General features: G+C 37.1%; 13 protein-coding genes. 2 read left to right on the forward strand and 11 right to left on the reverse strand.

Going from position 1 to position 15,369, the window contains the following annotated elements:
- Positions 1–47: 47 nt before the first annotated feature.
- From IGJ04_RS07310 to IGJ04_RS07350, 9 genes are all read right to left on the reverse strand, one after another.
- Entirely contained in the window at positions 48–431 is a 384-nt protein-coding gene (locus tag IGJ04_RS07310) for a potassium channel family protein (protein WP_002355036.1), read from the reverse strand.
- A gap of 102 nt (positions 432–533) precedes the next feature.
- Positions 534–1,274 (reverse strand): tRNA pseudouridine(38-40) synthase TruA, encoded by a 741-nt coding sequence (gene truA / locus IGJ04_RS07315; RefSeq protein WP_002409191.1) that lies wholly within the window; start codon positions 1,272–1,274, stop codon positions 534–536.
- A gap of 111 nt (positions 1,275–1,385) precedes the next feature.
- Positions 1,386–3,167, reverse strand: coding sequence for a DNA-binding protein (locus tag IGJ04_RS07320; RefSeq protein WP_208772167.1), 1,782 nt, complete (start codon positions 3,165–3,167; stop codon positions 1,386–1,388).
- A 151-nt stretch (positions 3,168–3,318) separates the two neighbouring features.
- A complete protein-coding gene (locus IGJ04_RS07325; protein WP_010823981.1) occupies positions 3,319–4,245 on the reverse strand; it encodes an anti-sigma factor in 927 nt (308 codons plus the stop codon).
- 2 nt (positions 4,246–4,247) lie between these two features.
- A complete protein-coding gene (locus IGJ04_RS07330) occupies positions 4,248–4,712 on the reverse strand; it encodes an RNA polymerase sigma factor (protein WP_002383292.1) in 465 nt (154 codons plus the stop codon).
- A gap of 138 nt (positions 4,713–4,850) precedes the next feature.
- A complete protein-coding gene (gene gst, locus IGJ04_RS07335) occupies positions 4,851–5,360 on the reverse strand; it encodes a DinB family glutathione transferase (RefSeq protein ID WP_002409189.1) in 510 nt (169 codons plus the stop codon).
- Between the two features lie 39 nt (positions 5,361–5,399).
- Positions 5,400–5,714 carry a hypothetical protein gene (locus IGJ04_RS07340; protein ID WP_438840087.1) on the reverse strand — a complete coding sequence of 105 codons (315 nt, stop codon included), beginning with the start codon at positions 5,712–5,714 and terminating at the stop codon, positions 5,400–5,402.
- A gap of 36 nt (positions 5,715–5,750) precedes the next feature.
- Positions 5,751–6,161: a hypothetical protein gene (locus tag IGJ04_RS07345; protein WP_438840088.1), complete on the reverse strand. Its 411-nt coding sequence runs from the start codon at positions 6,159–6,161 to the stop codon at positions 5,751–5,753.
- Positions 6,162–6,194: 33 nt separating this feature from the next.
- Complete coding sequence (locus tag IGJ04_RS07350; protein ID WP_010707036.1) at positions 6,195–6,896, reverse strand: hypothetical protein; 702 nt, start codon at positions 6,894–6,896, stop codon at positions 6,195–6,197.
- Between the two features lie 327 nt (positions 6,897–7,223).
- Here IGJ04_RS07350 and IGJ04_RS07355 point away from each other — a divergent pair, with 327 nt between their 5' ends.
- Positions 7,224–8,627, forward strand: a complete 1,404-nt coding sequence (locus IGJ04_RS07355) for a dicarboxylate/amino acid:cation symporter (RefSeq protein ID WP_438840089.1) — start codon at positions 7,224–7,226, stop codon at positions 8,625–8,627.
- 70 nt (positions 8,628–8,697) lie between these two features.
- Here IGJ04_RS07355 and IGJ04_RS07360 read toward each other — a convergent pair whose 3' ends face one another.
- A complete protein-coding gene (locus IGJ04_RS07360; RefSeq protein WP_438840352.1) occupies positions 8,698–12,603 on the reverse strand; it encodes a polysaccharide lyase family 8 super-sandwich domain-containing protein in 3,906 nt (1,301 codons plus the stop codon).
- Positions 12,604–13,183: 580 nt separating this feature from the next.
- On the reverse strand, positions 13,184–13,663 hold the full coding sequence (gene rlmH, locus IGJ04_RS07365; RefSeq protein ID WP_010707033.1) for a 23S rRNA (pseudouridine(1915)-N(3))-methyltransferase RlmH: 480 nt from the start codon (positions 13,661–13,663) through the stop codon (positions 13,184–13,186).
- Positions 13,664–14,063: 400 nt separating this feature from the next.
- Between rlmH and IGJ04_RS07370 the strand changes: the two genes are divergently transcribed.
- Positions 14,064–15,362, forward strand: coding sequence for a S1C family serine protease (locus IGJ04_RS07370; RefSeq protein WP_002368406.1), 1,299 nt, complete (start codon positions 14,064–14,066; stop codon positions 15,360–15,362).
- Positions 15,363–15,369: the final 7 nt, after the last annotated feature.

A 15,369-nucleotide genomic window follows, 5' to 3' on the forward strand; every position in this document is an offset into this window, starting at 1 on the left:
AAAACTTTCATTTTTCGAGAAACACTTGGTCAACTCCTCAATTTCGTCTATTTTTCTGAAGACTTTTCCGCTGAATGTTCTTTGTTTTTATGGTGATGGTGGTGATGACTTTGTTTAGAATACAAGTAAGATTTTGCTACGACCGAAATAAACATAGCCATAATCCCCAAGCCTACTGTAGCATAAACCATGGTGAAAATTTTTCCCAAGTCAGTAACTGGATGCACATCTCCATAACCAATCGTGGTTAACGTCATGAAACTTAAATATAACGAATCTAATGGCGACAATTTTTCCACTGTTGAATAAAAAATGGTCCCACTCAACAACGTGGTTGCCAATAAAAAGAACAAGGCACGAGTGTCTTCTTTTTTTAAGATACCTAAAAAAGATGAAAATAATTTTTTGACAGAAATAAGTAAAGATAGCAAAAAAATGACCTCTTTCTATTGTTAATCTCTTCTTAACGTTAGCACTTTTTAGATGAAGTTCAACTTTTTAATTGGTGTGGTTAAAGAAAATTTATTTTTTTGTTATTTATAATACACTTCATCTAAAAATAACCCTTGTGCAGGAGCCGTTTCACCTGCGCCTTCTCGGACTTTTGTTGCGAATAATTCGTCAATTATCGCTAATTCTTTGGTGCCTGCACCAATTTCTAAAAGTGTCCCAACGAGGATGCGGACCATTTTATGCAAGAAACCATTGCCCACAAAAGTGAACTGTAACATTTCGCCGCTTCTTTCAATCGTAATCTTTTCAATCGTTCGAGTAGTCGATTTTTTGGTTTTTTTCAATGCTGAAAAGCCAATAAAATCATGGGTCCCTATTAATTTTTGGCAAGCTTGTTCCATTTTTTCTTGATCCAACGCTTTGGGAAAGTGAAAACTATGATACCGTTCAAAGGCATTAGGAATTGGGCTATTCCAAACATAGTAGCTGTATTGTTTGCCTGTGGCGTTATACCGTGCATGAAAACGTTCAGGCATTTCTGTAACTTCTTTAACAACAATATCGCCAGGTAAATATCGATTTAAAAAGGATAACATTTCGGTTGTTGTTAGTGAACTAGTCGTTTTAAAATTCGCTACTTGACCACGTGCATGTGTGCCGGCATCCGTTCTGCCTGAGCCAATAATTTCAATCGGTTCACCTGTCATTTGTGTTAAAATACTTTCAATTTTCCCTTGAATCGTTTTCTCTGAATTGCCTAGTCGTTGCCAACCTGAGTATCTTTTACCATCATATTCAATGGTTAATTTTATGTTGCGCATGGGCGAAGCTCCTTCGTATTCTTTTTCTCTCTTATCATAGCAGAAATAGGTGGATTTTTCTTCTTTTCCAAGAATAAAACACCTCTTTTCCATAGAAAAGAGGTGTTTTATTTAGTTTAATCCTTCAATTTTCAATTCTTCAACATTCGCTGCTTTAGCATTTTCAGTCACTACGGCTTTAAATGTCACTTGGTCGCCCTCTTTTAAGAATAGCGCCAGCGGACTGTTATTAGTCGTTACGCTAAAAATGGTTTTTTCATCTTCTAGTAAAAATGAAACTACCGTTTGCGCTTCCCCAGCTACTACTGAGACACGAGCTACTTTACCTTGCATCGTTTTCAAGTTGGCTTTGTCTGTATTTTCATTGTTACTTCCTTTGGTTACTAACTCAATTCGATAAGCGTCTAATGCGCCTTGTGCCGTGTCTGCATCAATCACAATATCATTATCTACGGCGTTTATATAGACATATTTTTTGAAAATCCCTTTACTGTCCATTAACGAAACAATCCACGTTGGCACGCCATCAATGTTATAAAGGACTGGCATACTAGCTTTCCATTTCTTTTCTGGATAAATTTTTGAGGCGATAGAAATGGCGCCATCACTATCCATAATGCCGACTTTAGTATCACGATAATACGTAACTTGACCTGTTCGGGCATTGATTAAGGAGTAACCTAAAGCGGAATCTTGGTCTTTTTCACTACTTGTAAAGTCCGTAAAATAAAGCAACTGGTTCCCTTCCTTGTTCATCATCGGCGTAATTTGTCCTGATGCATAAATACCATTTTCAGTTGGAATTTTAACATCTTTTTTGGCACCAAACATTGTCTGGTTCCACCAGCCTTGACTGTAACGACCAAAGAATTCATTTAAGCTATTCGCCGCTGAGCTAGTAATCGGCGCATCAACGAAACTTGGGGCTTTTTGACTGTCATAAACGTTAACTTCTCCTGTTGTAGCATTCAATACTGCCGTTTTAAATTCATTATAGTGCATGCGACCAGAAACCCCATACTCTTTGTAAAGCGTTTGAATATAGTAAGGATTCCCTTGGTCATCCAGCTCTAAATTGATTGTGCCAGTTGCTGCATAACCTGGATAAGCGGAATAAATTTTTCGTGCGGCATCTTTGCCAAAGTAAGCTGAAGGAGTATAAACAATTGGTTTTTCTACAAATTCTGGCTGTGCGTTGATATCTGTTGCACTAATGATGAAATAGCCAGGTACTTCCCCCAGTTTTAGCCATTTAAAGAAGCCATTAAATTCGACTGTTGCTACATAAACATACTCGCCATTGACAACTTGTGCCGTTATACCATCCAAAGTAAACATATTGGAATTGGGAATGACAGAAAATTTCTGTAACATTTTTCGTTTCGCCGTTTGTGGTGCAATCGCAATGGGTGTTTCTTTCGCCGAAGTTAAAACTTCAGCTTTTTCTTCCGTTTTTAAAGGAATCGTTTGATAAATTTCATCAATAGAAGAAATTCTGGTAATACTACTGACAATGGTCAACAAAATCATTGCCAAAACGGCAACACCCAAAATTTTGCCAGACCAGTCTTTGTTAGCCGTTTTGTTGGTATTCTTCCCTACTTCTTTGCGGCCCTTTTGGATACCAGGAACTTCGACTTTACTAGCTAAGCGTGTACTTAATAACACCCCACTAGCAATCACTGCGCCAATCAAATTAATCCACAACACGGTTGAAAGATTTTTACTTGGCAAAGTCACAAATAAAAAGATACCTAACAAGAGCAATTCCATCACCATTAATAGAATGGTCCCCTTACTCTTTTTCCCTTTATTCGCTACAATTTTGGCGCCATTCGCAACTAAGATCCCGATACCAAAAAATAACGTTAACCCAATAAAATTAAAAAACATTCACTTGCCCTCCTCATAGATAAGTAAAAAAAGTGCTCCCACGCATTGTAGAAGCACTTCCTGTGATCCATTCTATTATAACGTTTTCTATTTTTACTGACAATATCGTTGAAGCAAAATCAGTCGGAAGGCTTAGAGTTCTGAAGAACGTTTATTTCTCTGGCTGAATATAAGGAACGATAGGTACGGTCACGCCAATTGAAGCACCACGAACAAAAGGTTCATTTTGTAAGGCTTTGAAATTTTTGGTTTGTCCGGTGAGCATGACTCCCCAAATAGGTAATTTTTCGACTTTTTTATTTTTATTTTGTTGGATAAACTTTTGGCCTTCTTGGTTGTCAGCAAACAACGGGGATTTTTCTAAGGTTTCAAAAAAGTGTTGCTTGTCGTTTTCAGGATCAAATATTTCGTTGTGATCGTCCATGCTTAATTGAAAACCATAAGGCAGCGTACCAGAAGGACCTTCTTTTTCATTAACCGTTTTGGAGTAAACATAGAGCCAAACTAAGTTGACATTGCTCGGTAACATTTTGCGGACTTCTTCATATGGATAAGGTTTATCAAAAGAAATCGCCACTTCCGCTACTTGGTTTTCCATTTTATCTAATTCACTTAATTCGTTTTTGATGCCACCATAGTAATTGGTAATCGCTGGGTTATAAAAAGATGCTACTTTCTGCTTGGTTTGTCGGTTGTATTCATAAAAATTCTTAGAAGAATAATAGCTACCAGGATAGACTTCATTCCAGTCAATCGAATTTCTGAAAAAGCTATATCTGCTACGTAAATTACTCCACTCCACCGTGTAACCATCAATATTTTTTGAACGATTGGTCACAACTTCGCCCCCAAAAGGCGAACTATTAGCAATTACTTGGGAGTCTAATTGAGTGTTTGGTGAAGCAATCATTTCTTGATCATTAATTACTTCTAGTAGGGTATGATAGTTTTTCGTCGAAAGTTTATCCATTCCCACAAAAAAACCGACAAACAATACAGCAAAACTAACAACGGTTATGGCACCAATCACGATAAATTGTTTTCTTTTCGCTTTACGAATACTTTTTTTTAAATCCACTTCTATTCCTCCAGTTCTTTTTTTAATTTTTGACGTGTGCGATACAATTTTTTGCGAACATTTTCAACAGATAATTCTAAAATCAACGCAATCTCGGCATACGATAATTGATAATAATATTTCAAAAGTAATAGTTCTTGTTCCTCATCTTTTAAGGAATCGATCAATAATAATAACTCTTGCCCTTCCATTTTTTCTATTGATTGCACAGGATGGCTGTTTGCCACAAAAGTGCGTTCTCGTTTCTTTTTTCGATACATCGTAATGTAGTAATTAAATGTTACTCGGAAAAACCACGGGCGTAGATTTTCTGATGTAATTTCAGGTAATATTGAAAAAATCGTTGTATACGTTTGCGACACTGCATCTTGTGCATCTTCAAGACTTGCTCCTCGGCGAATCAAGACTTGGATGACTTCTTGCCCCAAAGAAAATAGTACTTCGTCAAAATTTGCCTCCTTTTTCATCTGATTTCTCCTTTCACTTATACAACGTTTCAACTAGGGAAAAAGTGGACAGTCCTTCGTTCATTATTTTTATGTATTTTTTCTCTCAATAAAAAATGCTCCTGCTTAAGCAGAAGCATTTTTGTTTTTGCTTATTTATCATTTTCCAATGACTAATCTTCGTGTATAAACGGCTTGCCCAGAATGCATCACTGCATCATCAATCGCTGAAACTAAACGGACTTGTCTAGTCACCGGCGGGGTCCAATTTTTATCAATCACGTCTGACAATTGTTCTTCTTTGACTTGGTCTAAATAGCTTTTGGTAAGTGCCACACTGGCAGCCAAATAGTCACTAAGCAATTGCTTTTCTGCCACCACGACTTTCGCCGCTTCTTCTGGTGTGTGATGCCAGTCTTCTGTTTCATCTGGCAAATCCAAGGCAAATTTTTCTGTCCAGTGTTGGCTAAGCCATAACGGCTCACTATGATTAAGTGCGGAAATTTGTAGGTCTAATTCTCTGGCTGTGTGCCACATCAGCCAAGTAACAGACTTGATTAATGGTGCGGGCATCGTGTTTGCTTCGGCAACGGTCATTTGCGCAAGTGTTTCTTCAAAACGTTCATGCGCTCGGTCAAGGGTTTCACTAGAAAGTTGAGTGACTTTCATAAAAATACCTCCTTTGTGTTGGTGCCTGTTCTTTCGTTTCTATTTTCTATTATACTGCAAAAGAATCCGTTGTAGCTCTTTTTTGGCTGCGGTATCTGCGGAAAGGGTAAATGTTTGAATAGGCCTTCCATTTTCTTGCCGATTGCCTTTATCATCCATCTCATAAAAACCATCTGTAAAAGAACCACTACTGTGATATTCATAAATTTCACCATCATCACCAAGTAAATATTTTATAATTGGTTTTCCTAAATCAGCAACTTCATTATAGCCTGCTGCTAAAGCCGAAGTCATTACTTTATCAGACCGGCCCAAGGTGCCATCTTTCGAAGTATAAAATGTTACCCCACCCAAGGCTTGAATAGAGTAGCTATTTTGTCTAGATGAATCTTACCGCTGAACTAAAATAGCTTGCCAATCTGGTGTTAATGCATACCAATCACCTTTACCACTAGCTCCATGATCAAAAAATCTAGTGGTAACAGCCATTCCACCAATTTCTGCTCGCTTACTAGCCCAGAGCAGAAATTCATTAGTTATTGCTCGCTTCTCTGACTCCGTATAATTCCTTTCGTTTAATCTTATTGAACTATTTTGCTGTGAACTCATTGTTTGAGGTATGGTTTTCAAACTCTCTTTACTAATTTTTGTTGTTTGGGTTGTTTTGCTGGAACTTTTTGTTTGTTTTTCAGAATTTTTTCCACCAGTAACAATAATAAAAATAAGTAACCCAATAATGACTAGTAGCAGTATAATCACAACAAAGAAGTATTTATTTTTTTGGTGACGATGATTAAACATACGCTTTAACTCCTTTTCTAAATCAGTGCTCTATTACTTTATAACAATCTGATCCGCCACTCGATTCATACTACTTAAATCACCCACATCAAAAAAATTTTTCCAAATTTTATTCATATTAGCTTGTCCCAAGTTTATCGCTGTTGGTTGAGCGGATGAATTATCCAGTTTCGTTTTAACAACATAATAGTAAATCATTTCACCATCACGTCCGAACGCATAGATTTGCGAAGGAACACCGCCAACACCTTGTATATTTTTTCCAGTTGCAAAAAACATTTGATCATTTTCACTAGTGTTATCACTTAACTTACTACTTACTTTGGTTAACGTTATGGTATTCATATTGGACAAAGCAATCTCTTGAACTGATTGATTCGAATTTTCTTGAGCTGGATAGCCATTAAACCGCCATCCTGAAGGCGCACCCAAAATAACTAACGCCGCACGTTGGCTAGTGGAGAGTTTTTTTACTGCTTCTGCAGCCACATTTTCTTCATCTGAAATAGTAGTAACTTCTGAACTACTTTCACTTTCTTGCACCACTGAGGTACTTGAATAACTGCTAACGGTCTTTGTAGAGGAAGATGGTGTTGCATCTACTTCTTCTACCGTCTTTCTTTTTAAATTTGTTTGCCCATTCACTAAGATGAATACTAATAATCCAATAATAACAATTAATAATCCAATCACTATTCCTAAATACTTGTTATTATGATGTCGATCACTTCTCATTAAAAATACTCTCCTATCATATAGAAAGGTAATATTTCCTTTCACTTATTCTACTAATGATTATTTTAACACAATCATTAAACAAAAAATGAAAAACGTCTGTTTCTTTCCTTTCTTTCTTCAAAAATAACACCCCCCCTAAGTAAAAAAGAATTGACAATTCTCTTAGTTTCCCTTAGTATGTGGAAAAGTACCTTTAAGATAGTCCGAGAGGCTAACAAGGCAAAGTTCTGTAAAATTCTGTATTTTTGTATAGTGAATGATACGAGATGTCTTGCCCTTTTTTTGTGTGCAAGGCTTTTTTTGCGCGGTGCTTAATCAATTTATTTGGGAGGCAACAAAGTGGAAAAGAAAAAACGTGAAATGAAAGGTATCTCATTTACCAAAAAAATGGTGATTTCATTGGTGGGAGGATTAATCGTTGGGCTCGGCTTTTTATTTTTAAGAGAGCACCTTATTCGCAGCAATCAAGGCGCTGTGTGGCAGACAATCAATCAGATTCTTTTCCAAGATATTTCAGATCCTGAAAAAGGACAATCTGCGATTGGGCTTTTCTATATTATTGGTCAACTATTTATCAACGGCCTACAATTAGTGATTGTTCCGATGGTCTTTACTTCAATTACTTTAGCCATTTGTCATATTACCGATACGCAAAAATTAGGACGAATTTCTTATAAAACAATTTTTGGCTTTTTATCGATGTCACTGATTGCTCTATTAACGGCTGGAATTGTGGGCTATAGCGTATATTTAACTGGCGCTTTTAATGTGTCGTTATCTGAAACGCTAGCTCCTGTCGAAGTAAGTACGAGCGGCAACACATTAATGGTGATTGTCAATGCTGTCACGAAAAATATCGGTTCTGCATTTAGCGACAATGGTGCGATTTTAGCCGTTGTTGTGTTGGCAGTGATTACTGGTTTATGTATTAATGCATTAGGGGATAAAATTCGTGTTTTCAAAAAATTAATTGAAGAAGTCAATGCGATGGTCACGTTATTTTTAACCTTTGTAATTACTAAATTTGCTCCTATCGCCGTCTTTATGTTGTTAGTTCGGACGTTTGCTTCTTACGGGATTGATTATTTAAAACCAGCGTTAGTCTACGTTGTAACAACGACAGCGACGCTCTTAGCCTTTTTGATGATCGGTTACCCATTATTTATCTTATTTGCGACAAAATTAAATCCTGTTCCTTTTATTAAAAAGATTATGAAAGTTGTGGTTTTTGGATTTTCTACTTCTTCTTCGGCAGCCACTTTACCGTTAAATACAAAAACAACGGTTGAAGAGTTAGGTGTCGACAGTGATGTTGCCGCCTTTGTCTTGCCGTTAGGAATGACTATTAATATGAACGGCACAGCGATTATGCAAGTAATTGCGGCTATTTTTGTAGCGGGCGTAGCTGGTTATGAAGTGACACCAGCTAATATTGCCTTGATTGCCATTTTAGCTTTAATGTCATCCATTGGTACACCGGCGGCACCTGGCGCTGGCGGAATTATCCTTTTCACTATTTTAACTGGTTTAAACTATAACAATGAGATTGCGATTGCGACGTATTCATTAATTTTAGCCATTAATCGTCCAATCGAAATGCTCGTTACTAGCCTAAACGTGGTGGGTGATAGCGCCACTGCGATTTATGTCGCACATTCGGAAGATTTGTTGGATGAAGCCACTTATCTGACTGATGTTGCTGACTTGCAAAATGCGGAAGCGGAGTAATTAATGAAAAAGCAGACTTCTTGTATGGAAGTCTGCTTTTTTATTATGTTTTTAGTGAATCCGTAATTTTTTACTTCTTCGATTTACTTTTACGAAAAACTAAAAGACACCCACTGGCGATAACTAGAAGGCCAATAATCACAAGCGCGATTGATTTCTTTTCTCCTGTGCTCGGTAAAAATTGGCTAGCTTTTCTGAAACCACCTTGGCTTGATGGCTTAACTTGTTTCGTACCAGTTTGATCAACTCCCGCACTAGTATTTAAGTGTCCATTATTCCCCCCATTTTTTTGTTCCTTTTTATTTTCCCCACTATTTTTCAATGTTAATTGCTTCACTGCCGAGCGTAGCTCTGCTTCTGCTTGGTCTACTTCTGCTTGCGTTGCTGTTGTTTGATCTGCCACAGTTTGTGCTTGCTGCAATGCTTCACTGTAGACTTTCCAGCTACTTGCGGTGTAGTCTTTTTCTTGGTTTTTCTCGTTTTCTTTGATGATTTTCAACAAGTTGGTTTTATCTACTTCTTTAGTTGGCACTTTTACCAATTGTTTCACTGCCGAGCGTAGTTTTGCTTCTGCTTGGTCTACTTCTGCTTGTGTTGCTGTTGCTTGATCTACCACAGTTTGTGCTTGTTTCAATGCTTCGCTGTAGACTTTCCAGCTACTTGCGGTGTAGTCTTTTTCTTGGTTTTTCTCGTTTTCTTTGATGATTTTCAACAAGTTGGTTTTATCTACTTCTTTAGTTGGTACTTTTACCAATTGCTTCACTGCCGAGCGTAGCTCTGCTTCTGCTTGGTCTACTTCTGCTTGTGTTGCTGTTGCTTGATCTGCTACAGTTTGTGCTTGTTTCAATGCTTCGCTGTAGACTTTCCAGCTGCTTGCGGTGTAGTCTTTTTCTTGGTGTTCTTTTTGTTCCTGAATTAATTTTTCTAACGCTTCTTTCGTTACTTCAGGAGTTGTTTTAACTGTGATTGAACGCGAGCTGCCATTTAACCCCGCACTATTTAAAGTGATAATATTTTGGTCAACAGAAATTTCTGGATCCGCTGCTACTACTTCAAGAATGCCCTTATCAAATTCAATAGAAACGGATGCATTATTTTGTAAAGGATTCGCAAGAGTCAAGCGATAAACACCGTTATCAATTTTTTCTGAAATAACCGACATTGGATCATACGCATACAGTCCTGCAATTTCTTGGTCATTATTCCATGCATTCATCATGATATAATTACCTGCTTCAATGGCTTGTAAGTTTGCTGTATTTTCTAGAACAGTATAGCCTTTGTTTTTAGAAAGAGCTGCGATTTCTTCATTCGTTTTCCCAACCACTGTTAAATATTCGTAAGTACCATTTTCAACAGTCTTGCCATAATTTTTACTAATTTTAGCAAATGTATTTGTATAGGTTTTATCATTAACAAAGTATTCGTTAATATCTCCGTAGCGACCAGAGCGTTCTTCTATTTGAACATCAAGCGTATTCATTGAATTAGGAAAAACATAGCCAATGTTATTCAATGGATCCGCTGCGCTTAAACTAATCCAAGAATTATCTTTGTCTGAACCTTGGTTAAGCTTCACTTCCTGTGGATGAATCATCCGATTATCGAGGATTGTTTCAATCGAAGCATCTGTCGTACCAGTAATGCCACTTCCCAAATTAATGATTTGACCATCTAATAAGAACCAAGATTTTTTAGCAACTAAGTTCATTCCTTCATTACTTTTATCTAAAAACATTCCTATAGAGGCAACCCGTCCATTATTGGAGCCACCTACCCATGACTGGGGACTGCGTTTCCCTGTATAAGCACCATTTGCCAATTCTCTTGTGTCAACTGTCGTTCCTGGTAATCGATATGGATCGATCGTTGCCCAGTATCCTTCATCAAACTGAGCAAAGTCTTGATTATATAAATAAAGCATGCCGTCCGCTGTATGCCAGCCTTTTTTATTTTCCGTATTCCCAAATTCATAGTTTCCGACACGTTGTGAATACATACTAATACCCACCGCATATTCGTTATTTTTCTGTAGGACTCGATCCATCGAACCATATACATTTAAAGATTGCATTGGTGTCGCTTGGGCAGGTGACGCACTATTCACCACATTTTTCAAGTCAATTAACGCTTCAAAATCTCTTGGTTTTTTAAAGAAATGATAGTATGACCCACTTTGTTGAAGCCACGTTTGGATAGATGTATAAATGTCATTTCTTAAATTTTCTGGTGCAAATTTTGCAATTAAGGTTAAATTAGCTATTGTTTCTTTACCCGATTCAAACTCTGTAGTAAAAGGATTCGTTTCTGGCGCTCTGGAAATACTTCTACCAGAAACCATCGATGGCATTTTTCCATTTACCATCAATTGTAAGTAACCTTTATCAACAACATTAAATAAATTACTAATATTAGGGTCATTCATCTCCCAATCGGAACCTTGTAAAATAGTCTGAATTCGTCCAAACCCTTTTAGCAACTCATTCCCGTAACTGCCGTTGTACGGAAAATAACCATGTTGAATCAAGGAACCATCAGGATATAAGCCATCACCAGAGGAAACACTTTTTAAAACGGACGGAACAGCTTCTTGTACTTGTACTAGGCGTTGATTATCTTCTAATAAAAGTCCAGTACCTAAAACGGTGATTGAAATATCTGTTAAGTTAGCCCCTGTTGCACGATAAATTGGCCATTGTATGTTTGGATCTTTTGCATACAGCATCAGCGGAGCAGTAAATTTATTTAATTTTTCTGCATCTGTATTCAATAGGTCATCATGTAATAAAATCAATGTATCTGTTAGCGGCTGCGCGGAACCAATTTGCCAATCCCACCAGTTACCTGTGTAATACGTTCCATTGTATTTTTTTGTATCAATCATAAATTCAATGCCTTTAACAATCGCATCATAAACTTCCGGTTTTTCAAAAAGCTCACTTGATGGTTCATAGTAGCCTAACGCTAATTTTTTAATATTGGTAAATTGAGTCGTGTAATCAGCAGACACTGTATCCGATGGTTTTCGTTCCCACAGATACCCACGATCTGCTGCTTGATTAAGCGTTTTCCATAATGCTAAACTCTCCGTAGCAATCTGGGCACGATACTGTTGCACATCTGCATCGTTATCATACTGCGTTGTACCTAATAATCGCATTTTCCATTTTGCTCGCATTTCCGCATATTGTTTATTTTCTGCTACAACAGTCACAGGAATTGTATCACTAATTTCTGTTCCTTTAATTTTGACTGTTACCTTCGCTTCACCACTCTTAACTGCTGTTAAATTACCCGTTTGATCAACCGTCACAATGGTAGGATCACTACTCGACCACTCAATCTGATCCTCTGTGATGTCTACTCCAGCTGGTGACACTTCAAAGGCTAGCTGTTGCTTTCTTTTTTCACTAATAGTCAGGTTCTCTGTTAAAAGTTTAATCGCTTCTGGCAGTCGTTTTTTTTCATATGCTTCAAACGAAATAATACTTGAACTGTAAAATTGCTTATTTGTGTGTTGCCACATTTTCATCTGCTGATATTTTACAAAACGTGCTTGGACATTATTGCCATCAATATATTTTTTGGTAGGTTGGCCACCTTGCCCATTCTCTTCTTTAAAGATAGATTGATAGCTTTCACCATCTGTTGAAACTAAGATTTCATACACAGGACTTTCTGCATGCAACTGTAAAACGAGTTCGCCAATGTTTTTTACTTCACCCAAATCAACAATTAACCATTGTTCATCTTGCTTATCAGCGGACCAGCGTGTTGTTTCATCGCCATCGACAGCTTTTTCGCCAACAAATTGAGGGTATTTCCAATTCTCTCCAATTTTTCCTCCTTCTACACCAGAATATGTCACTTCTTTTTGTAAAAATAAATCAGTTATTTCTTCTGCAGAGGCACTCATCGCAGTTAGCGAGAAGCCTGTAAGCATGAAAGCAACAACGACTATTATTTTTTTAATCATATTTTTCCCCATATCTTTCTATTTTTAAGCAACCAATCCGACTTTTCCAAACACTTTTTTCTGATAATTTAATCAACTTCCTCCTCTACTAAGTATTCTATATAAAAATTAGGCATGAAAAGACAACCTAAAGTAATTACTTCAGACAGACTTTTCATGCCTAGTTTTCCCTAGTCACATGAAATATTATACATGTTTACGCTTTCACTTTAAGGTAATTTTTGGTTACTGTCAATAGCGTTTTCTTCATTAAAGAGCTTATTCAACTTTTCACGTTAAAAATATTGATTTTTATGATAATCCCTTAATTTTTTCTCATTTTAAAATAATAATTATGGGTGCTGAACCTATTTCTGAGGCACAACAATCGGACAATTTTAAAAAAAACGAGAGGAATGACCATTGTTTTTTGCCATTCCTCTCATTTTTATTTATTGTTTGAACGGTAACGTTTCTCTCAATCCAGTTTGATTGAATTTTTTTATTTTCTATCAGACAAACAGACTAAAGATATTTTACTTCATATATTTTTCAAGCAATGACTTGATTCATAGAACTTACTGAGCAGCCAGTCTACTTCCTATTTATGATACGGTTCCCCTTTCATAATCCGAAAACCGCGATAAATTTGTTCCACTAATACCAAACGCATTAACTGATGTGGATAAGTTAAGCGGCCAAAAGAAATTTGTTGGTTACTTCGCTGAAGGACTGAATCACTGAGACCTAAGGAGCCACCAATGACAAAGGTTAGATTACTTTTGCCACTAATCCCTAATTGTTCAATTTCTTTTGAAAATTCTTCACTAGATAATTGTTTGCCATTAATGGCTAAAACAAAGACGTATTCGTTGTCATTAATTTTCCCCAAAATACGTTGGCCTTCTTTTTCTTTGACTTGAAGCATTTCAGCGCCACTGAGTTTTTCTGGGGCTTTTTCATCTGGTACTTCAATGATTTCCATCTTGGCATAGCTATTTAAACGTTTCAGATATTCATTAATGCCTTGAATCAGGTATTTTTCTTTCAATTTTCCGACTGTTACTAGTTTAATTTTCACCTATTCCACTACTTTCTCGTTTTCTCTTCTTTCTTATTTTAGCACGAAGTTTGGCTACTTTCCACAACGTTTCCACATACTTATACACATATACACAGAGTTATCCACAGAACAAACTAAAAAATTACTTTATTTAACAGCTTTTTCAATACAAACACATATTCGCCACTGATTTGTCCACATTATCCACATTCTGTGGATAACTTTTCTAAAAACTGTACACAGAGTTATTCCCGATTTGTTCACATTTTTCTGTGTATAACTTTTTCATTCGTATTTTTTCTGTAATTTTTCCCTAAGTTGTTCATAAAAAATTCAAAGCTATTCGATAGACTAAAGGAGTAGGAAACAGATATACTTAATATAGAAAATTCAGATGCACTTATTGGGAGGTTATTTTATGCAACGAAAAGATGTTACACCTAATTCAGATAAAAAAAGTTTATTGCAAAAATTTGGGATTGGTTTAGCTGGCGGCTTACTTGGTGGCGCCCTTATTCTAGGAGGCGCTTATTCTGGGATTATTCCCACACCCAACGGCGGAAATAATGCAGCGACGACGACGTCCACTAATCACGGCGACACAAAAGTCAGCAATGTGAGTTACAATGTTTCTAGCGATGTCACAAAAGCCGTGAAAAAAGTTCAAAATTCTGTGGTTTCTGTCATTAATATGCAAAGTGCTAGCAACAATTCTTCGGCAGATGATCCTTTTGGGGGATTGTTCGGTGGGAATGAAGGTACTCAAGACTCTTCCGGCAACAATGGTAACGATTTAGAAGCAGCCAGTGAAGGTAGTGGGGTTATTTATAAGAAAGATGGTAAAACGGCTTATGTCGTGACAAATAACCACGTCGTAGATAAAGCACAAGGATTGGAAGTTGTTTTATCTGATGGTACCAAAGTGAAAGGCGAATTAGTCGGAACCGATGCTTACACGGATTTAGCCGTGATTAAAATTTCTTCCGACAAAGTTGATCAAGTCGCTGAGTTTGGGAATTCTAGTAAAATCACAGTCGGTGAGCCTGCTATTGCAATTGGTTCCCCGCTAGGCTCTGATTATGCTAACTCTGTCACACAAGGAATCATCTCTTCTGTGAATAGAAATATTACCAATAAAAACGAATCCGGTGAAACCATCAATATTAATGCCATTCAAACCGATGCTGCCATCAATCCAGGAAACTCCGGTGGTCCACTAATCAATATTGAAGGGCAAGTCATTGGCATTAACTCAGTAAAAATTGTGCAATCAACTAGTCAAGTGAGCGTTGAAGGGATGGGCTTTGCCATTCCAAGTAATGACGTAGTCAACATTATCAACCAATTAGAAAAAGATGGTAAAGTGACGCGGCCAGCTCTAGGGATTACGATGTCTGATTTAACAGGTATCTCTTCACAACAACAAGAACAAATTTTAAAAATTCCAGCTTCTGTAAAAACTGGCGTAGTGGTTCGTGGTGTTGAAGCAGCGACCCCTGCTGAAAAGGCTGGATTGGAAAAATACGATGTTATCACGAAAGTTGACGGCCAAGACGTAAGCTCTACTACAGATTTACAAAGCGCGCTTTACAAGAAAAAAGTTGGCGACAAAATGGAAGTGACTTATTATCGTGGTTCTAAAGAAATGAAAGCAACCATCGATTTAACCATTGATAAATCAGCTTTAACACAACAAAATAATCGCAGCAATCAATAAAAGAAAG

Source organism: Enterococcus sp. AZ050, from assembly GCF_051715085.1.
In the GTDB taxonomy this organism is placed as follows: Bacteria; Bacillota; Bacilli; order Lactobacillales; family Enterococcaceae; genus Enterococcus; species Enterococcus faecalis.